We start from the raw sequence: 17,883 nt of genomic DNA, 5'->3' as shown, positions 1-17,883 counted from the left end.
TTTTACCAGCCTGAAGTTAAATAATTAGCAATTAATTGAAGGTATTCTCCTAAACCTCCTGGTTGTCTGAGATATTGAATAAATGAGCCAGCTATTTGTGCCAAAAATGATTCGCTACCCGCGTAATATTCTGCTGCACCAATGGCATATAATAAGAATAAGGCATAGAGAATCCCTAAAATAACAACATGTCGTTTTCTTAAAACGGTACTAAAGTAAAAAATTCCAATAGTTATTAAGGTCACTAGCAATAGTACGAGTCTAATATCAACGAGTGTTGATCCTGCTTCGGTAAATTCTATTTTTTGATCCGTAAATAATAGAAATAAGGCAAGAGGGAGTCCTAAGCTGATTGAAATGTCAAAAATATTTGATCCTAATATATTAGCCAGAGAATCATCGTAGTTCCCTTTTTTTGCATCTCTAATTGATATGATCGTGTCGGGAACACTGCTAGCAGCTGCAATTAATATTAATGCAACAAAAAGAGGGTTTATCTCTAAGGAATCTGAAATCGCTTTACAACCTTCGACCAGTCCAGCACAAGCGGCAGCTATGACTAATGTTGAGCCTACTAAGAGTAGCCAACTTCTGCGTTTTCTGCCTTTGTTTGCTTTCAATACATATTTAAGATACTTACCGTCTTCGTTATCATCACTGGTTTGAGGTTCGAATCTTTCCCCTTTCTTCATCGATAGCATGGTATACGCAAGATAGATAAAATAAAAAAGGGTAAAAGCCCAGCCATGCCAATGCGTAATATATTTACTAGAAAGTAAAATGATAAGAAGAACTTCAGCAGCTATAAGAAATAGACCATCTCGTAGAATAACTTTCTTGCTGATTTTTAATCCAATTACGCCAGGTACGGTTGCTAAAACAGTTCCAATAACTAACATGGGGATAGCAATACTATTGAATATGGCTGAACCTGTATTACCTCCTATACTTGCAGCCAGATCGCGTGCTAAGTTGGCATGCGATGCGAATAAAAGAAAAAAGACTGTTGTTAAAAGTTCGGGAATTGAGGATCCAATTGCATTTAAGGAAGCACCCTTTACACCTTCACTCATGTTCCTACCTAAATAGTTCGTTGCAACCTCAAATGAATTGCATGATTTTGCAATTATGATAGAGCAGAGAATCATTAATGATAAACCACCGTACCAAGTGTGGAATATAAGATTGAAAAGGTCCATGTTTTGTTTAAATAGATGAGTTCAGTACTTATTCGTATTTACGCCCCGAAAATAAAGGTAATTTTTTTATTAAAATCGGGAAAGCGAATATTTAAATACCAGTAATTTTTCTTTTTCTCAATCCTTTATCTTCTAAGTAATCTATAAGTAAGGCAGGTTCATCGGTTAAAATGATATTGGCGCCAATTTTTAGAGCCCATCCCCATTTGGTTTCTGCACTTGGATTCTTTGCTAGATGCTTATAATTTCGAACATTTTCAATTTCTGTAGCACTTACCCATATACGACAGGATTTATCTTTTATTTGCTTAACACAAGGAATTAAATATGAATCTTCCTTTGTGATATCAATATCAAAAGCAAAAGGTTTGTTTGCTTTGATATATTTTTGAGATAAGTGTTTTAATCTATTGTTGTTGTCTTTAATTTTTGGAATGTAAATGAGATCTTTTTTTGAGCATCTTTTATGTAATCTAGTTTTATAAAAGTCTTTCCGTATTCTGATTATAGCTTGATTTTGAGTATTTGTCTTTCTTAGATATTCAACGATTCTATCTAGGTGCATCGTACATTTGTCTAGATTGATCAAAATTTTCCCTTTTGAAAGTGTTAGAGCTTCTTCTAGGGTTGGTATTTTATGGGTAGTTGCTTTGCCATTTATATCGGTCAGGAAAAGTTTATTTAATGCATCTAACTTCCATTTTGATAATTTACCTTTTCCTGTAGTTGTACGATCAATGGTTTTATCGTGCATTAATACAGGGATTTTATCTTTTGTCAACCGTACATCGAATTCTACAATATCAACACCTATCTCAATTGCATTTTTTATGGCTTGTAATGAATTTTCAGGAGCATTAGTCCAATCACCCCTATGAGCAACTACCATAACATAAGTATCGTTTGAATTGTTGAATATTTCACATAAGCCATCAATGTGGTTTGTGAAATTTTCACTTTGCTCTATATTTATACGTTGATTACAAGCACCGCTGACCTGTATGTGTACGACAAAGATTAATATAGTTAGAAGGTGTTTCATGAGATAAATAAAAAGAAGTTAATGAATCGTGCTTTACATGCTCATTACTTAATTTACAATTTATATCATAGAAAATGACTGCTAGTTTATTTGTTTTGACCAATGATACTATATTCTTATCCATCGCAGGGGAGGTAATAATCTTTCATAGGATTAATCAAGAGAATAGGATTGGGATATGAATTAATATAGTGTTTTATTTTTTTTGAATTGTATCTAAGAAAGAAGATCCCTTGTGCTTTTCCAGTCATTAAAACAACTAGATCTGATTCTTTTGTGGTCGACACTTTGAAGGCTTCCTCGTCGATATGTTTGCTCGAGAATTTTGATTTGTGAATTCTATAATCAAAAATGAATTGAGAGAACATCTTTTTTGTAAATAACAGCGTGTTCCTAATTGTTTTCATGAATGCATCCTCTTTTTCAGTAGCAGGGATGAGTTGTACCACAGCATTGTTGAATCTTCCAAAATAACTTGCCCAAATCATTTTCTCTTTCGATTCTTTTTTGTGATCAATTGGCAGAATTATATTAGAATAATCCGTTTTTATTGATGTTTTGTTTCCTACAATAAATGTTGGGATTTTAGCATTGAGAACCCATGAGAAGATGTTATTATTTAAAAAGAATTTGAAATCATTTTTTTTATCAAGCTCAATAAGCATAAAGATGATATTGAGTTGTTTGATCATTTTATTTGGCTGGTCCTTTGTGACTTGTAGTTGAATCGCATCCACATTGTCATAATCTGAAATGTAATTTTCCAGATCTCTATCTGCAATTTTATTTTTCGCAAAAGGTGAATTTGATACTAATACTTTTGACTTAAATATATTAGCAATTTTTAGAGCGTGATTTAATGCATTCTTGTTTTGGTCCAAATGCTGAATAAGAAGTAATATATGTTGATTTTTTTTATACATGAATTAGAGAAAAAAAGAGCTAAATGAAGTAGTAATAATTGAAAATCTATACCCTACTTTTTAACTTAATGGTTAATTGTTGTGAATCTAAGATAATAATTCATACCAAAATCTCTTTTTCAAGCATTAATGTTCAATTTTTATTGATTTTAAACTGATATCTATCTAGCGGTTTTTGTTGATAAATAAAGTCGTTTCATGTTTACCATAAACGTGGAGTTAAGCTTGAATCTCTTTTAGCTTAAAATTACGGGTGCTATAATAAACATAGGGGGTGTGTCGTGTTTTTCAGCATGTTTTACTAGAGTAATGATTCCGGTTATGTCTAAACTCTAGTTTACAGGAGCTTCCTTTATTAATACTCATTAAAAACTGTTGTGAAGCATAGTTATTTAGACTAAATATGTATTTTATAATTTTCCCCCTATTCCGCCTGTGAGCATTCTTTTATCTTGCTCTATTTCTTATCTTAGCATCGTTGTCTAGGAATACAACTGAACATAACCTAAAAGTTAAGAATGATAAAGGTATCTCAAATACTTGATAATTTAAATGCTCATATTGTCTGTGGTAATACAGATTTAAATCAAGATATCGATTTTGGTTTTGCTTCTGATCTAATGAGTGATGTCTTGACTATTGATTCTGATAACCTTTTATTGGTAACAGGTTTGAATAATTTACAAACGATTAGAACCTCTGAGATGTCCGATATTTTGTACATATTATTTGTACGTGATAAAAAAGCCTCTGATGAAATGAAAAATCTCGCAGAAGAAAGTGGGATTACTATAATAGAGTGTCGTTATTCGATGTTTCGCGCTTGTTCGCTTTTGTGTAATATGGGTTTGGAACCCGTTTATTAATTCTGACAGATGGATTTTAAATTTGATATAGAAGGGGGAAATTTTTCAAAGGCAGGTACGGCTTCTAGCGATGTTAAGAAGATCTTAAAGAAGCTAAATGTTGATCCGAAGCTAATAAAGAGAATTGTTGTTTCAATATACGAAGCAGAAGTTAATGTTGTGGCTCACGCTTACGAAGGGGAAATGAACGTCTCAATATCTCCAGAAAAAATTATTGTACGCATCGTTGATAAGGGGCCTGGGATTCCAGATATTGAATTGGCTATGCAAAAAGGATATTCCACTGCTTCACCCGAAGTAAGAGAGATGGGATTTGGCGCCGGAATGGGATTGCCTAATATAAAGAAAAACACTAATGAACTAAATGTTAAGTCTGAGGTTGGTGTGGGGACAGAAATTGAACTAATTAACTATTTAAATTAGAACAATGGAAAAGCTGCCTTTTTATCATGCTCTGAAAGTTGTCGAAAACGTTTGTATTGGTTGTACACATTGTATTAATGTATGTCCAACTAAGGCAATTCGTGTGAAAAATGGGATAGCTGATATTGATAAAAATGCATGTGTTGATTGTGGCGAGTGCTTAAAAGCTTGTCCTGTGAATGCTATTATTGTTGAACAGGACGACTTTAACCAGATTTTTAGTTTTAAGCAACGAGTAGCTCTATTGCCTACTGTGCTGTTAGGGCAATTTCCTGATGAAATAACTGAAGAACAAATCTATTCGGTTATTCACGATATGGGATTTACTCATGTTTTTGAAGTTGATGAGGCAGTTGATTTGTTGATTGATGGTACAAAAGAGTATATGCGAAAGCATACACAGATGCGTCCATTTATATCTAGTTTTTGTCCAGCAATTGTACGCTTAATTCAAGTGCGCTTTCCTTCATTAGTTGAAAATATTGTACGCTTGAAGCCAGTTGTTGATATATCTTCTCAATTCTATCGCAAGAAGTTAATTGATGAAGGTTTTAATAATGAGGAAATAGGCATTTTTTATATCACCCCTTGTGCTGCTAAGATTGCAGCAGTTAAATCGCCTGTTGGTGAGAACGAATTACTAATTGACGGGGTCATTAATATGGACTTTATTTATAATAAGGTCATGTTGAGTATTAAGAAGAATAGTAAGGAAAAGCAAACTGTTTCGAATTATCGTCATTTGTCAAAAACGAGTATAGAGTGGACACTAACCAATGGTGAGGCGTCTCAATATGCAGGTCGGTGTTTGGCTATTGATGAGATTCATAATGTAATAGCATTTTTAGATAAGTTAGAGAATGAAGAAATCACAGATGTTGATTTTCTTGAACTGAGAGCTTGCGATAGAAGTTGTGCTGGCGGTGTGTTGAGTACAGAAAATAGGTTTTTAGCAGTGGAGCGTTTAAGTAAGCGAGCCAATAAAGATATAAAGAAGCAAAAAGAGTCTGAAGAAATGTATACGTCTTATCGTCCTTTTTTGTTAAAGAACATGGCAATTTCAGAAATTGATCCAAGGTCTATATTAAGTCTGGATTCCGATATGATGATAGCCATGGATAAAATGAAAAAGATCCAACGTATCATGCGAGTTCTACCTGGTATTGATTGTGGAGCTTGTGGAGCACCCAAATGTAAAGTTTTGGCCGAGGATATTGTTCAGGGAAAAGCTAAGATGACGCAGTGTGTGTTTCTACAGAAAATGCTAGCAAAAGAAGAATTGATAAGCCCTCAAGAGTCTTTCGATATTTCGGAGAGTACATGGGGAAAAGGACGTTTTGAAAAGAAGACGATTAAAAATAAATAATAATGAAAGTAAGCGATATTGTTGAGAAATTAGGCTTAAAAGTTTGTTCGGGAGAACAAGGTTTGAGTAATGAAATTGAAGGTGGTTATACTTCCGATTTATTGAGCGACGTTATGGGGAATGCTGATAACGATCAAGTTTGGGTGACACTTCAAACTCACAAGAATATCATGGCAATTGCTTCATTGAAAGAACTAGCTGCTGTCATTTTGGTTAAAGGATACGAACCCGAAGCCGACGCTGCAGAGCAAAGTAATGTTGAAGGAATTCCAATTCTATCATCAGAGGAGGAAGCCTTTGAATTGACTGGAAAGCTTTATAAGCTAATTAGTGATGAATAATTGAAATTATGCGAACGTTTCGAGTCGATTTACATACACATACAGTACTTTCTCCTTGTGGAGATTTGGAGATGAGTCCTGTGAATATTGTAGAGAAGGCAAAAGAACGAGGGATAGATATATTAGGAATAAGCGATCATAACTCAACCTTACACGCATCGCTAATAAAAAAAATGGCTGCAAAGCAGGGGATGCTTGTGATGATGGGGGCGGAGGTGACAACAAAAGAGGAAGTGCACTGTCTTTGTTTTTTTGAAACTGAAGAGCAATTAGCTGTTTTTCAAACGTATTTAGAAGCGTATTTGCCGCATATCGCTAATGATAACGATAAATTTGGTTATCAAGTTGTGGTTAATGAAGCTGAAGAGATTATAGACGAAGTTGAATGGTTGTTGATTTCTGGTATTAGTCAGAGCATCGATCAATTAGAAAAGAAGGTTCATGAACTGGAAGGCTTATTTATTCCAGCTCATATAAACAAAATGCAAAACAGTGTTATCTCTCAATTAGGCTTTGTGCCTTTCGATTTGAATGTGGATGCACTCGAGATAACAAGACATATTAGTAAAGAGTCGTTCTTGGAAAAGAATGCTTATTTGAAAGATAAAACATTTATAAAAAGCTCCGACGCTCATAGTATTGATCTCGTTGGTGAAGTATACACAAAATTCCAAATGATGGAAGCTAGCTTTAATGAAGTGAAAATGGCTATGAGGAATGAAGAAGGGCGATTTGTAGATCTATAAATTAGAAGAAGTGAGAGACTTGTCAGAACATATCATGGATATTATTCAAAACTCGGTGAGAGCCAATGCGAGTCTTGTTGAGTTTGAGATACTTGAAGATGTTAAAGCCGATGTTTATAAATTGATATTTAAAGACAATGGCTGTGGGATGTCTGCCGAGGTTTTAGCAAAAGTAGCTGACCCTTTCTTTACTTCTCGTACGACACGAAAAGTGGGTTTGGGCATTTCGCTGCTGAAGCAAAATGCTGAACAGACAGGAGGAAGTCTAAATATATGGTCTGAAGAAGGAAAAGGAACGAAGCTTGAAGTGCTTTTTTCTCATTCGAATATTGACAGACCTGTTTTAGGTAATATAGCCGAAACCATGATGTTATTGGTTGGAGGTAATCCAGAAATGGATTTTTTATATAAGCACACAACCGCCGAAGGTGAATATGTGTTTGATACCAAAGAAGTAAAAGATGTTTTAGAAGGAGTGTCCTTAAGTGACCCTAATATTCTGGTTTATCTAAAAGAGATGATAAACGAGAATATCAGTACAATAATATAAATTGAATTTAGTTTCTAACCTTTAATATTTGAGATTATGGCAAAAGTAAAATCTCTTGCAGATCTGAAGAGAATGAAAGAAGATCTTCAGTCGAAAATGGATCTTAGAGAAAAGAGTGATGCTCCAGATAGTATGGTGCAAGTTAAAGTAGGTATGGCTACTTGTGGTATTGCTTCTGGTGCAAAAGAAGTAATGAATTTCTTTATCGAAGAAAGTGCTAAGAGAGGAATTTCAGCTATTGTTACCCAAACGGGCTGCATGGGCTATTGTTTTGCGGAACCAACTATCGAGGTTATTATACCTGGTAAAGATCCAATAGTTTTTGGTGATGTTGATGTGAAAAGAGCCGATGAGATTATTGAGAAGTACATTAAGAATGGTGAATTGGTTGATGGGATTATTCCTGTAAACTACAATACTATTGACTAATATCTAAACCTAAACACTGTTATGGAAAAGTATAAAATGCATATTCTTATTTGTGGAGGAACAGGGTGTAGAGCATCTGCAAGTGAGCTTATTCAATCTAATTTAGAAAATGCACTTAAAGCTAAAGGGCTTGATGACGAAGTGCAGGTAGTGACTACAGGTTGCTTTGGTTTTTGTGAAAAAGGACCAATTGTGAAAATTCTTCCAGATAATACATTCTATGTTGAGGTGAAACCGGAAGATGTTGAAGAAATTATCGAGGAGCATATTATTAAAGGACGCCAGGTAATGCGTTTACTTTATACTGATCCTGATAAGAAAGAAGTTGTAAGCGATGCAAAGAATATGGGTTTCTACAAGAAACAAATTCGTATTGCTCTAAGAAACTGTGGATTTATTAATCCAGAGAATATTGACGAATATATTGCTCGTGACGGTTATTCTGCACTAGGTAAGTGTTTTGAAATGACTCAGCAAGCAGTTATTGATATTGTAAAAGCATCAGGTCTTCGTGGACGAGGAGGAGGAGGATTCCCAACTGGATTGAAGTGGGAATTTGCTTCTAAAAACGAAGCTGATCAAAAATATGTGGTTTGTAATGCTGATGAGGGAGATCCAGGCGCATTTATGGATCGTTCAATCCTTGAAGGTGATCCACACTCTGTATTAGAAGCAATGGCCATTTGTGGTTACACAATGGGTGCTGACTTAGGTGTTATCTATATTCGTGCTGAGTACCCACTTGCTATTGAGCGTTTGAAAGTTGCAATTAAGCAAGCTCGCGACTATGGTTTATTAGGTAAGGATATTTTAGGTTCTGGTTTTAACTTCGACGTGGAAATGCGTTATGGTGCTGGAGCTTTTGTATGTGGTGAAGAAACTGCTTTGATCCACTCTATGGAAGGTCTTCGTGGTGAGCCAACGGTTAAGCCTCCATTCCCAGCGGAATCAGGCTATAATGGTAAGCCAACTAACGTAAACAATGTTGAGACTTTTGCTAACATTCCTGTTATCATCAACAAAGGTGCTGAATGGTTTAGTTCTATTGGGACCGAAAAATCAAAAGGTACTAAGGTTTTTGCATTGGCAGGAAAGATCAATAACGTTGGTCTGATTGAAGTTCCTATGGGTACTACTCTTCGTGAAGTAATTTACGAAATTGGTGGGGGTATCAAAGATGGAAAGAAATTTAAGGCTGTTCAAACAGGTGGTCCTTCTGGTGGTTGTTTAACTGAGAAGCACCTTGATACACCTATCGATTTTGATAACCTTCTAGCAGTTGGTTCTATGATGGGATCAGGTGGTATGATTGTTATGGACGAAGACAACTGTATGGTTTCTATGGCAAAATTCTATCTTGACTTTACAGTTGAAGAATCTTGTGGGAAATGTACACCTTGTCGTGTTGGTAACAAGCGACTTCATGAAATGTTAGATAAGATTACTGAAGGTAAAGGAACTAAAGAAGATTTAGATTTATTGCGCAACCTAAGTGGTGTCATTAAAGATACCTCTCTTTGTGGATTAGGTCAAACTTCTCCAAATCCAGTTTTATCTACTCTTGAGAATTTTCACGATGAATATTTAGCTCACGTTGAAGATCATAAGTGTACTGCTGGGGAATGTAAGGCATTAATGCAATATGTTGTTGATCCTGAACTCTGTGTAGGTTGTACGCTTTGTGCGCGTAACTGTCCGGTTGATTGTATTGCTGGAGAACGTAAGGAAGCTCATATTATCGACGTTGAAAAATGTATTAAGTGTGGTGCTTGTATGGATAAGTGTAAGTTTAATGCCATTAGCATACAATAAGGAGGATTGAAAATGGAACAAATGATAAAATTAACCATTGATAATAAAGAGGTAGAGGTTGCGAAAGGAACCACTATGCTCACAGCAGCAAAGCAGATTGGTGTTGAAATACCAACTCTTTGTCACATGCACCTTGAGGATATGAATATCGAGCATAATCCAGGTGGATGTCGTATTTGTGTTGTTGAAGTTGACGGTAGAAGAAACCTAGCACCTTCATGTAACTCAAAGTGCGAAGCTGGAATGAATATCAAAACTCACTCTATGAGAGTTTTGAATGCTCGTAAAACAGTTATGGAATTGATGCTTTCTGATCATCCATTTGACTGTCTGGTTTGTGCAAAATCAGGTAACTGTGATTTGCAGACTATTGCTCAAAATCTGGGTGTTCGCGAAATTCATTATGCAGGAGCCAAATCTACATACAAGGTTGATACGTCTCCAGCTATCATTCGTGATATGGATAAATGTATCATGTGTCGTCGTTGTGAAACAATGTGTAACGATGTACAAACTGTTGGTGCTCTTTCTGCTGTTAACCGTGGATTCGAATCCGTAGTTGCTCCAGCTTTCGAGATGGATCTTGAGAGATCTACTTGTACTTATTGTGGTCAGTGTGTTGCTGTATGTCCTACAGGAGCTCTTACTGAGAAGGATCATACTAATCAGTTGATTAGAGACCTTGCGAATCCTAATAAAACGGTTGTCGTTCAAACTGCACCTGCTGTACGTGCTGCTCTAGGTGAAGAGTTTGGTATGGAAGTTGGTACTTTGGTAACTGGTAAAATGGTTGCAGCGCTTCGTGGCTTAGGTTTCGATAGTGTATTTGATACTGACTTTGCTGCTGACCTTACCATTATGGAGGAAGGTACTGAATTGCTACAGCGCCTTGATGCTCACTTAAAAGGTGACAAGGATGTTAAATTGCCAATTTTGACTTCATGTTGTCCAGGTTGGGTGAATTTCTTTGAGCATCACTTCCCAGAGATGAAAGAGATTCCTTCAACTGCTCGTTCTCCTCAGCAAATGTTTGGTCCTATTGCTAAAAATTATTTGGCAAAAGAAATGGGTGTCAAGCGTGAGGATATGATTGTTGTTTCAATTATGCCTTGTTTGGCTAAGAAATACGAATGTCAGCGTGATGAGTTTAAGGTTGATGGTGATCCTGATGTGAACTATTCTATCTCAACTCGCGAATTAGCGAACTTGATCAAGCAAGCTAATATGGACTTTGTTGCTCTTCCTGAAGAAGATTTTGATAACCCAATGGGTGAGTCAACTGGTGCTGGTGTCATTTTTGGTGCTACTGGTGGTGTTATCGAAGCTGCAACTCGTACAGCTTACGAAGTTTATACTGGAAAAACGCTTGAAAAAGTCGACTTCAACGCTCTTCGTGGTATGGAAGGTATTCGTAGTGCTAAAGTCGATTTCGATGGCTTAGAGGTTAATATAGGTATTGCACATGGACTTGGAAATGCACGTAAGTTGCTTGAAGAAGTTCGTGATGGCAAATCAAACTACCATGCAATTGAAATCATGGCTTGTCCTGGTGGATGTATTGGTGGTGGTGGTCAGCCATTACACCATGGTGATACTTCTGTCTTAGCTAAGCGTGCTGCTGCACTTTATCGTGAAGATGCTGGTAAGGCTATTCGTAAGTCTCATGAAAACCCATACATCATTAAGTTGTATGAAGAGTTCTTGGGTAAGCCTTGTGGTGAATTGTCGCATAAATTGCTGCATACTCACTATTTCGACAAGAAAAATGAAATCGAAATTGAATAGTATTACAATGGATTTGAGAATTGAGATGTGAGCTTTTAGATTTTTGCATCTGACTCATATCTCATATCTATAATCTCATATCTTAAATATAAGTATTATGGCAAAAATAAAATTAGCAAAAGATAAGATTGAAAAGCTTATCGATATTTGCAAATCATTTAATAATGAAGGCAGTGAGCTGATTAATGTTCTTCATCAAGCTCAGCATAGCTTCGGTTATCTTCCTGCTGAAATTCAGGAGGTTGTTGCTCGCGAATTGAATGTTTCAGTTGCACATGTATATGGTGTGGTTACTTTCTATTCATTCTTTACTATGGTGCCTATGGGCGAATTCCCAATTTCTGTTTGTATGGGTACAGCTTGTTATGTACGTGGTGCAGAAAAGGTGTTAGAAGAATTTAAAAAGCACCTTAAGGTGCCTATCGGAGAAACGACTGAGGATGGTAAGTTTTCTATCTCATGTCTTCGTTGCGTAGGTGCTTGTGGCTTGGCTCCAGTTGTAACAATTGGTGAACGTACCTATGGACGTGTTGCAGCAGGTGATGTTGCTGATATCTTAAAAGAGTATCAAAACTAAGTTTTGATTTAATAGATAATGAAGCCTTCGGAATTACCGAAGGCTTTTTTTTTGCTATAAGTACCCGTTTGTTAAGTTTGTATAGTGATAAATTTATTATAATTTCAGTGTAGTAATCGGATTAGGTTGGTTGTGGCTGAATGGGTAATGTTGTTATCACTATATAGATATGTCTTTCAAAAAGCATCTAAAAACTTATTTTTCGTTTTCTTCTTCCGAAAGGAGGAGTGTGATTATTCTTCTGACCATTCTAGTCGGCGTTTTTGTGTATCCCATCTTTATTAATAGCGATAATGTTCCCGTTTGGGATAGGAATACTGAGAAGCAGAAACAATTGGATAGCCTTTTGGCAGTTATGCAATCCAAGCCTGATAGTAGGCAGGAAACGACTAAAGCTCAAGATTTATTCTTCTTTGATCCGAATAAAATTGACAGCTTAGGTTTGTTATCATTGGGTTTCTCAAATTATCAGACAAAGAATCTTTTGAATTATAGAAGATCAGGAGCTCGAATATCAAAAGGTAGTGACCTAAAGAAGTTGTATGGTATGACGGACGGATTGTATCAAAAACTAAAGCCTTTTGTTAAAATCCCCTCGAAGAAATCTAATAATAGTTCTGGATTTAAGGCACAGCTAAGGGCATTTGATCCTAATAAGGCTGATTCTATGGCTCTTTTAAATTTGGGTTTTTCAAAATTTCAAACACGCAATATTCTTAATTATAGAAGAAAGTCTGGTCGGTTTAATACTAAGGAAGATTTGATGAAAATTTATGGGATTGATTCTTCTGACTTTAAAAAATATGAAAAATATGTTCTGATAGAATCAGATCAAAACGAGAGTAGAAGTCACTTGTTTTCGTTCGATCCTAATATTATAAGCAGGAGAGCTTGGGATAGTTTGGGAGTTGAGAAAAGTACTATTAATAGAGTAAAGAAGTTTTTATCTAAAGGAGGCTATTTCGGAAAGGCAGAAGATTTGAAGAAAATATATGGATTCGATTCCTTGAAGTATTTAGAATTGCATTCGTATATAAATATCTCTAAAAAAGAGATTGATGAAAAGCTTAAGATTGATTTGAATAGGGCAGATTCGATTCAGCTTCTTGATTTGCCTGGGATTGGTCCTTATTTTTCTCAGCGTATTATTAATTATCGAGATAAGTTAGGCGGTTTTTATAGTATTAATCAATTGGTAGATGTTTATGGTTTAAAAAAGAGTCGGGTTGATAGTATCCGTTCATCTTTGACAATCGACTTGAGTTATTTGCGTTGCATTAATGTTAATATTGCTACGATTGATGAGTTGAGTATTCATCCATATATTAGTTATAAAGAAGCATCTGATATTTTACGTTTAAGAAGACGAAAAGGGCAAATTTTTGACTTGGAAAGTCTTAGAAAGAAGAAAATATTCCAAGATTCGACCTTTAATAGAGTAAAACCATATTTAATTTTGAAATAAATCGCTGTAAATTGGCTTATTTCGACGCTAAAAATCGTCTAATTACTTGAGTTTTGCACATGAATCAATTAAAATGAAAGTATTTGGTCAGATTTTTATAAATTTGCTTGAATTATCGTGAATGAATTAATAAGTTTGCGGCTCATTTAGAAATAATTAAATAAAAGAAGAAACTATGATTATTATTCCTATGAAGGAAGGCGAAAACATTGAAAGAGCCTTAAAAAAATTCAAAAGAAAATTCGAAAAAACTGGTGTAATCAAAGAATTACGTGGAAGACAGGTTTATGTGAAGCCTTCAATTAGAAAAAGAAAAGAAAAAATCCACGCGGTTTATGTTCAGCAAATGCAAATGAACGAAGATTAATTTCTTTTGAAAAAGGTTTCGATGTCTTATTTTTTTTGTAATTTAGTTTATCTAGACTATGAATTGAAAGTGTATGAGATATAAGGAATCTTTTCTGTCTTATTTACAATATGAGAAACGATACTCCAAACATACTTTGGTATCTTACGATTGTGATTTAAGTCAATTTTATTCGTTTTTATCGTCCTATGGGATTGAAGAAGGTGAAATTGTTGATTTGAATTTCAAAGATGTTAGAAAGTGGATTGTTTTTTTAATGAATGAAGGCTGCTCAGCCCGAACTGTAAATAGGAAATTATCTTCTTTGAAGTCCTTTTTTAAATATTTGTTGCGAGAATCGCTGATACAACAAAATCCAATGGATAAAGTTGTTGGGCCTAGGCAAGGGAAGAAGCTTCCGAATTTTGTTGCCGAGCACAGTATGCGATTGTTACAAGAGATTGATTTTGGTGAAGGGTTCGAAGGGATTCGAGACAGACTGGTAGTTGAAATGTTTTATCATACTGGCATGCGTTTATCTGAGTTGATGAACCTAAAGTTGTCAAGTTTTGATCGTTCAGCCTCTGTTGTTCGGGTTTTAGGTAAAAGAAATAGGGAGAGGATTATTCCTGTTAGTAATATTCTCGAAACACTTCTTGATGAGTATTTAGAGCATAGGTTCCTGGTTTGTTCCAGTAGGGATGGGTTTTTATTTGTTACAAACAAAGCGAAACCCGCATACGAAAAGTTGTTGTATAGGATAGTGATAAAACATTTATCTAAGGTTACAACACTTTCGAAAAAAAGTCCTCACGTGTTACGCCATACTTTTGCGACACATTTACTTAATAATGGAGCTGAGTTGAATGCTATAAAAGAGCTGTTGGGACATTCTAATTTGTCTGCAACTCAAATATACACTCATACAAGCTTTGAGAGGTTAAACGATATTTATAAACAGGCTCACCCCAGAGCTTAAAACATGGAGGATAGAGTATGAAAGTAAACATTCAAGCAGTTGGTTTCAGTGCTGATGCACAGTTGGAAGATTTTGTTAAGGGAAGAGTGAGTAAATTACTTAAACTTGATGATGATGTGACGAACGTTGAGGTCTTTTTAAGAACCGAAAAACCATCAGTAGTAGAAAATAAAGAAGTAGAGATAAAATTTAATATCCCGGGAGGTGATATATTTGCACAAAAGCAAAGCAAAACGTTCGAAGAAGCAGTTGATTTAGCGGCAGATGCGTTGAAACGCCAAATCACAAAGCGTAAAGATAAACTTCGAGGAAAATAATTGGAAAAATTATTTGATAGTTTTGTTATATAGGTAAAATGTTTTTACATTTGCAGACCATTTGTGAGGGGATTGTATGTCCTGAATCGAATGGTCTGTTAATTGCCAGTGTAGCTCAGTTGGTCAGAGCAGCTGATTTGTAATCAGCAGGTCGTCGGTTCGAATCCGGCCACCGGCTCTTTTTTTATTGATTTATTATTTGGGGAGATACCAAAGTGGCCAACTGGGGCGGACTGTAACTCCGCTGACTTCGTCTTCGTAGGTTCGAATCCTGCTCTCCCCACATTGAATTTTCACGACACTATATTTATATAGGTTTGTGATTTGCGGGAATAGCTCAGTTGATAGAGCATCAGCCTTCCAAGCTGAGGGTCGCGAGTTTGAGTCTCGTTTCCCGCTCATATTGTTTTGCCGTTGTAGCTCAGGGGTAGAGCGTTTCCTTGGTAAGGAAGAGGTCATGAGTTCAATTCTCATCAATGGCTCAAGAAAATATAAAATATTGTTTTAATTGTTGTCTAATCATTAATTAACTTTTCGAGTTATGGCTAAAGAACATTTTGATAGGTCAAAACCACACGTAAATATTGGTACTATCGGTCACGTTGACCACGGTAAAACTACTTTAACTGCTGCTATTACAACTGTATTGGCAAGTAGAGGTCTTTCTGAAGTTGCATCTTTCGAATCTATCGATAATGCTCCAGAAGAAAAAGAAAGAGGTATTACTATTAACACTGCTCACGTTGAGTATTCAACTGCTAATCGTCATTACGCTCACGTTGACTGTCCAGGTCACGCTGACTACGTAAAGAACATGGTTACTGGTGCTGCTCAGATGGACGGTGCAATTCTAGTTTGTGCTGCTACTGATGGTCCTATGCCTCAAACTCGCGAGCATATCCTATTAGCTCGTCAGGTAAACGTACCTAAAATGGTGGTTTTCTTGAACAAAGTTGACATGGTTGACGATGAAGAGATGCTTGAGTTGGTAGAAATGGAAATGCGCGAGCTTTTGGAATTCTACGAATTTGATGGTGATAATACGCCTATCATTGCTGGATCTGCTCTAGGTGGATTGAACGGTGAGCCAGAGTGGGAAGAAAAGATCATGGAGCTTATGGAAGCTGTTGATACTTGGATTCCACTTCCTCCACGTGAGGTTGATAAGCCTTTCTTGATGCCAGTTGAAGATGTATTCTCTATTACTGGTCGTGGAACTGTTGCTACAGGACGTATCGAAACTGGTATTGTGAAGACTGGTGAAGAGCTTCAAATCATCGGTCTTGGTGCTGCAGGATTGAAGACTGTTTGTACAGGTGTTGAGATGTTCCGTAAGATTCTTGACGAAGGTCAAGCTGGGGATAACGTTGGTATCTTGTTGAGAGGTATTGATAAAGCTGCTATCAAACGTGGTATGGTTATCTGTCATCCTAATACAATCAAGCCTCATACTAAGATTAAGGCTGAGATTTATGTATTGAAAAAAGAAGAAGGTGGACGTCATACTCCATTCCATAACAGATACCGTCCTCAGTTCTATATTAGAACTCTTGATGTAACTGGTGAGATTACTCTTCCAGAAGGTGTTGAAATGGTAATGCCAGGTGATAACGTTACTATCAATGTTGAATTGATTACTCCAGTTGCTTGTTCTCTAGGTCTACGTTTCGCTATCCGTGAGGGTGGAAGAACTGTAGGTGCAGGTCAAATTACTGAAATTGTTGAGTAATTTTTGATATAAAGAATGATTCGGATTTATTTCCGAATCACTCTTCTTTACGGGTGTAGCTCAGTTGGCAGAGCACTGGTCTCCAAAACCAGGTGTCGGGAGTTCGAGTCTCTCCACCCGTGCTAAAGGATATTTTGTCTTATGAAATAAGTCTCACAAACTGGATTTATTTAGAACTGTGAGACAACTTCCATGTGAATTAATAAAACTTTAATTACAAGCACATGAAATTAGTAAATTATATTAAAGACGTTTATATTGAATTAACAGAGAAAGTATCGTGGCCGTCATGGTCTGAACTTCAAAGCAGTGCTATCGTAGTAATGATAGCTTCAGCGATTATTGCAATTGCAATATCCGCAATGGATTTTGGATTCAAGGCAATGATGGACACAGTATATAGTATGTTTTACTAATCACTGAAATTTTAAGATGGCTGAAATTGACAAAAAATGGTATGTTCTACGGGCTGTAGGAGGAAAAGAAAAGAAGGTCCAAGAGTATATCTTAAGTGAGATTTCTAATCTTGGACTTCAGGATTACGTATCACAGGTTCTCATTCCAACCGAGAAAGTGTTTGTGGTGCGCAACGGTAAAAAGATTAGCAAGGAAAGAATTTTCTTACCAGGCTATGTTTTGATCGAAGCTGCATTGACAGGCGAAATTCCTCACATCCTTCGTAGTGTTACGAATGTGATTGGCTTCCTGGGGGATACTAAAGGCGGCGACCCGTCTCCATTGCGACAATCAGAAGTGAATCGCATATTGGGTAAGGTTGACGAACTGACTAATAAAGATGAGGAGATTAGTAATCCTTATATTGTTGGTGAGTCGGTAAATGTGACTGATGGACCATTTAATGGTTTTACTGGTATGATAGAAGAGGTTAATGCAGAGAAGAGAAAACTTAAAGTTATGGTTAAGATCTTCGGACGTAAGACTCCTCTTGAATTAAGTTTCATGCAAGTAGAAAAAGAATAAAAAACCT

20 protein-coding genes and 5 tRNA genes are annotated in these 17,883 nt (G+C 36.1%); 22 read left to right on the top strand and 3 right to left on the bottom strand.

The features are described from left to right. Positions 1-2: 2 nt before the first annotated feature. The 3 genes from ACXR6G_RS02760 to ACXR6G_RS02750 form a co-directional block, all read right to left on the bottom strand. Positions 3-1,199: a sodium:calcium antiporter gene (locus ACXR6G_RS02760; RefSeq protein ID WP_458359868.1), complete on the bottom strand. Its 1,197-nt coding sequence runs from the start codon at positions 1,197-1,199 to the stop codon at positions 3-5. Positions 1,200-1,290: 91 nt separating this feature from the next. After that, positions 1,291-2,241 (bottom strand): glycerophosphodiester phosphodiesterase family protein, encoded by a 951-nt coding sequence (locus tag ACXR6G_RS02755; RefSeq protein ID WP_458359867.1) that lies wholly within the window; start codon positions 2,239-2,241, stop codon positions 1,291-1,293. 116 nt (positions 2,242-2,357) lie between these two features. Beyond that, positions 2,358-3,164, bottom strand: coding sequence for a hypothetical protein (locus ACXR6G_RS02750; RefSeq protein ID WP_458359866.1), 807 nt, complete (start codon positions 3,162-3,164; stop codon positions 2,358-2,360). A gap of 518 nt (positions 3,165-3,682) precedes the next feature. Between ACXR6G_RS02750 and ACXR6G_RS02745 the strand changes: the two genes are divergently transcribed. The 22 genes from ACXR6G_RS02745 (at position 3,683) to nusG (ending at position 17,876) form a co-directional block, all read left to right on the top strand. Then, a complete protein-coding gene (locus ACXR6G_RS02745) occupies positions 3,683-4,030 on the top strand; it encodes a hypothetical protein (RefSeq protein ID WP_458359865.1) in 348 nt (115 codons plus the stop codon). A 9-nt stretch (positions 4,031-4,039) separates the two neighbouring features. Then, entirely contained in the window at positions 4,040-4,453 is a 414-nt protein-coding gene (locus tag ACXR6G_RS02740; protein ID WP_458359864.1) for an ATP-binding protein, read from the top strand. 4 nt (positions 4,454-4,457) lie between these two features. Further along, positions 4,458-5,819 carry a [Fe-Fe] hydrogenase large subunit C-terminal domain-containing protein gene (locus tag ACXR6G_RS02735; protein WP_458359863.1) on the top strand — a complete coding sequence of 454 codons (1,362 nt, stop codon included), beginning with the start codon at positions 4,458-4,460 and terminating at the stop codon, positions 5,817-5,819. A 2-nt stretch (positions 5,820-5,821) separates the two neighbouring features. Then, positions 5,822-6,160 carry a serine kinase gene (locus ACXR6G_RS02730; RefSeq protein WP_458359862.1) on the top strand — a complete coding sequence of 113 codons (339 nt, stop codon included), beginning with the start codon at positions 5,822-5,824 and terminating at the stop codon, positions 6,158-6,160. 8 nt (positions 6,161-6,168) lie between these two features. Beyond that, positions 6,169-6,906, top strand: a complete 738-nt coding sequence (locus ACXR6G_RS02725) for a PHP domain-containing protein (protein ID WP_458359861.1) — start codon at positions 6,169-6,171, stop codon at positions 6,904-6,906. 10 nt (positions 6,907-6,916) lie between these two features. After that, entirely contained in the window at positions 6,917-7,456 is a 540-nt protein-coding gene (locus tag ACXR6G_RS02720) for an ATP-binding protein (RefSeq protein ID WP_458359860.1), read from the top strand. Between the two features lie 36 nt (positions 7,457-7,492). After that, positions 7,493-7,885, top strand: coding sequence for a (2Fe-2S) ferredoxin domain-containing protein (locus ACXR6G_RS02715; RefSeq protein ID WP_458359859.1), 393 nt, complete (start codon positions 7,493-7,495; stop codon positions 7,883-7,885). 21 nt (positions 7,886-7,906) lie between these two features. Next, positions 7,907-9,697 carry an NADH-ubiquinone oxidoreductase-F iron-sulfur binding region domain-containing protein gene (locus ACXR6G_RS02710; protein WP_458359858.1) on the top strand — a complete coding sequence of 597 codons (1,791 nt, stop codon included), beginning with the start codon at positions 7,907-7,909 and terminating at the stop codon, positions 9,695-9,697. 21 nt (positions 9,698-9,718) lie between these two features. After that, the gene (locus tag ACXR6G_RS02705) at positions 9,719-11,482 is read left to right on the top strand and encodes an NADH-dependent [FeFe] hydrogenase, group A6 (RefSeq protein WP_458359857.1); all 1,764 of its coding nucleotides are present in this window, start codon (positions 9,719-9,721) and stop codon (positions 11,480-11,482) included. A gap of 97 nt (positions 11,483-11,579) precedes the next feature. Next, positions 11,580-12,059 carry an NADH-quinone oxidoreductase subunit NuoE family protein gene (locus ACXR6G_RS02700; protein ID WP_458359856.1) on the top strand — a complete coding sequence of 160 codons (480 nt, stop codon included), beginning with the start codon at positions 11,580-11,582 and terminating at the stop codon, positions 12,057-12,059. A 229-nt stretch (positions 12,060-12,288) separates the two neighbouring features. Further along, positions 12,289-13,524: a helix-hairpin-helix domain-containing protein gene (locus ACXR6G_RS02695; protein ID WP_458359855.1), complete on the top strand. Its 1,236-nt coding sequence runs from the start codon at positions 12,289-12,291 to the stop codon at positions 13,522-13,524. 175 nt (positions 13,525-13,699) lie between these two features. Further along, positions 13,700-13,891, top strand: coding sequence for a 30S ribosomal protein S21 (gene rpsU / locus ACXR6G_RS02690; RefSeq protein WP_458359854.1), 192 nt, complete (start codon positions 13,700-13,702; stop codon positions 13,889-13,891). A 73-nt stretch (positions 13,892-13,964) separates the two neighbouring features. Further along, positions 13,965-14,849 carry a tyrosine-type recombinase/integrase gene (locus ACXR6G_RS02685; RefSeq protein ID WP_458359853.1) on the top strand — a complete coding sequence of 295 codons (885 nt, stop codon included), beginning with the start codon at positions 13,965-13,967 and terminating at the stop codon, positions 14,847-14,849. Positions 14,850-14,866: 17 nt separating this feature from the next. Further along, positions 14,867-15,166: a ribosome hibernation-promoting factor, HPF/YfiA family gene (gene hpf, locus ACXR6G_RS02680; protein WP_458359852.1), complete on the top strand. Its 300-nt coding sequence runs from the start codon at positions 14,867-14,869 to the stop codon at positions 15,164-15,166. 104 nt (positions 15,167-15,270) lie between these two features. Further along, a tRNA-Thr gene (locus ACXR6G_RS02675) sits at positions 15,271-15,344 on the top strand. A gap of 23 nt (positions 15,345-15,367) precedes the next feature. After that, a tRNA-Tyr gene (locus tag ACXR6G_RS02670) sits at positions 15,368-15,449 on the top strand. 43 nt (positions 15,450-15,492) lie between these two features. Continuing rightward, positions 15,493-15,565, top strand: a tRNA-Gly gene (locus tag ACXR6G_RS02665). Positions 15,566-15,576: 11 nt separating this feature from the next. Continuing rightward, a tRNA-Thr gene (locus ACXR6G_RS02660) sits at positions 15,577-15,648 on the top strand. Between the two features lie 59 nt (positions 15,649-15,707). After that, positions 15,708-16,895 carry an elongation factor Tu gene (tuf, locus tag ACXR6G_RS02655; RefSeq protein WP_458359851.1) on the top strand — a complete coding sequence of 396 codons (1,188 nt, stop codon included), beginning with the start codon at positions 15,708-15,710 and terminating at the stop codon, positions 16,893-16,895. Between the two features lie 49 nt (positions 16,896-16,944). Continuing rightward, positions 16,945-17,017 (top strand) — tRNA-Trp (locus ACXR6G_RS02650). Between the two features lie 102 nt (positions 17,018-17,119). After that, entirely contained in the window at positions 17,120-17,311 is a 192-nt protein-coding gene (gene secE / locus ACXR6G_RS02645) for a preprotein translocase subunit SecE (RefSeq protein ID WP_458359850.1), read from the top strand. A 16-nt stretch (positions 17,312-17,327) separates the two neighbouring features. Next, positions 17,328-17,876 (top strand): transcription termination/antitermination protein NusG, encoded by a 549-nt coding sequence (gene nusG / locus ACXR6G_RS02640; RefSeq protein ID WP_458359849.1) that lies wholly within the window; start codon positions 17,328-17,330, stop codon positions 17,874-17,876. Positions 17,877-17,883: the final 7 nt, after the last annotated feature.

The organism is Ancylomarina sp. YFZ004 (assembly GCF_054254355.1).
Note: the sequence above shows the minus strand (reverse complement) of the source record. Positions and strands in the feature narration are given on the sequence as shown.

Excerpts from the sequence above, each read along its gene's own strand:
- ACXR6G_RS02705 (WP_458359857.1), top strand. The coding sequence starts at position 9,719 with ATGATAAAATTAACCATTGATAATAAAGAGGTAGAGGTTGCGAAAGGA.
- tuf (WP_458359851.1), top strand. The coding sequence starts at position 15,708 with ATGGCTAAAGAACATTTTGATAGGTCAAAACCACACGTAAATATTGGT.
- secE (WP_458359850.1), top strand. The coding sequence starts at position 17,120 with ATGAAATTAGTAAATTATATTAAAGACGTTTATATTGAATTAACAGAG.
- ACXR6G_RS02750 (WP_458359866.1), bottom strand. The coding sequence starts at position 3,164 with ATGTATAAAAAAAATCAACATATATTACTTCTTATTCAGCATTTGGAC.
- ACXR6G_RS02755 (WP_458359867.1), bottom strand. The coding sequence starts at position 2,241 with ATGAAACACCTTCTAACTATATTAATCTTTGTCGTACACATACAGGTC.
- ACXR6G_RS02725 (WP_458359861.1), top strand. The coding sequence starts at position 6,169 with ATGCGAACGTTTCGAGTCGATTTACATACACATACAGTACTTTCTCCT.
- ACXR6G_RS02760 (WP_458359868.1), bottom strand. The coding sequence starts at position 1,199 with ATGGACCTTTTCAATCTTATATTCCACACTTGGTACGGTGGTTTATCA.
- ACXR6G_RS02730 (WP_458359862.1), top strand. The coding sequence starts at position 5,822 with ATGAAAGTAAGCGATATTGTTGAGAAATTAGGCTTAAAAGTTTGTTCG.
- hpf (WP_458359852.1), top strand. The coding sequence starts at position 14,867 with ATGAAAGTAAACATTCAAGCAGTTGGTTTCAGTGCTGATGCACAGTTG.
- ACXR6G_RS02735 (WP_458359863.1), top strand. The coding sequence starts at position 4,458 with ATGGAAAAGCTGCCTTTTTATCATGCTCTGAAAGTTGTCGAAAACGTT.
- rpsU (WP_458359854.1), top strand. The coding sequence starts at position 13,700 with ATGATTATTATTCCTATGAAGGAAGGCGAAAACATTGAAAGAGCCTTA.
- nusG (WP_458359849.1), top strand. The coding sequence starts at position 17,328 with ATGGCTGAAATTGACAAAAAATGGTATGTTCTACGGGCTGTAGGAGGA.
- ACXR6G_RS02710 (WP_458359858.1), top strand. The coding sequence starts at position 7,907 with ATGGAAAAGTATAAAATGCATATTCTTATTTGTGGAGGAACAGGGTGT.
- ACXR6G_RS02745 (WP_458359865.1), top strand. The coding sequence starts at position 3,683 with ATGATAAAGGTATCTCAAATACTTGATAATTTAAATGCTCATATTGTC.
- ACXR6G_RS02715 (WP_458359859.1), top strand. The coding sequence starts at position 7,493 with ATGGCAAAAGTAAAATCTCTTGCAGATCTGAAGAGAATGAAAGAAGAT.
- ACXR6G_RS02685 (WP_458359853.1), top strand. The coding sequence starts at position 13,965 with ATGAGATATAAGGAATCTTTTCTGTCTTATTTACAATATGAGAAACGA.
- ACXR6G_RS02700 (WP_458359856.1), top strand. The coding sequence starts at position 11,580 with ATGGCAAAAATAAAATTAGCAAAAGATAAGATTGAAAAGCTTATCGAT.
- ACXR6G_RS02740 (WP_458359864.1), top strand. The coding sequence starts at position 4,040 with ATGGATTTTAAATTTGATATAGAAGGGGGAAATTTTTCAAAGGCAGGT.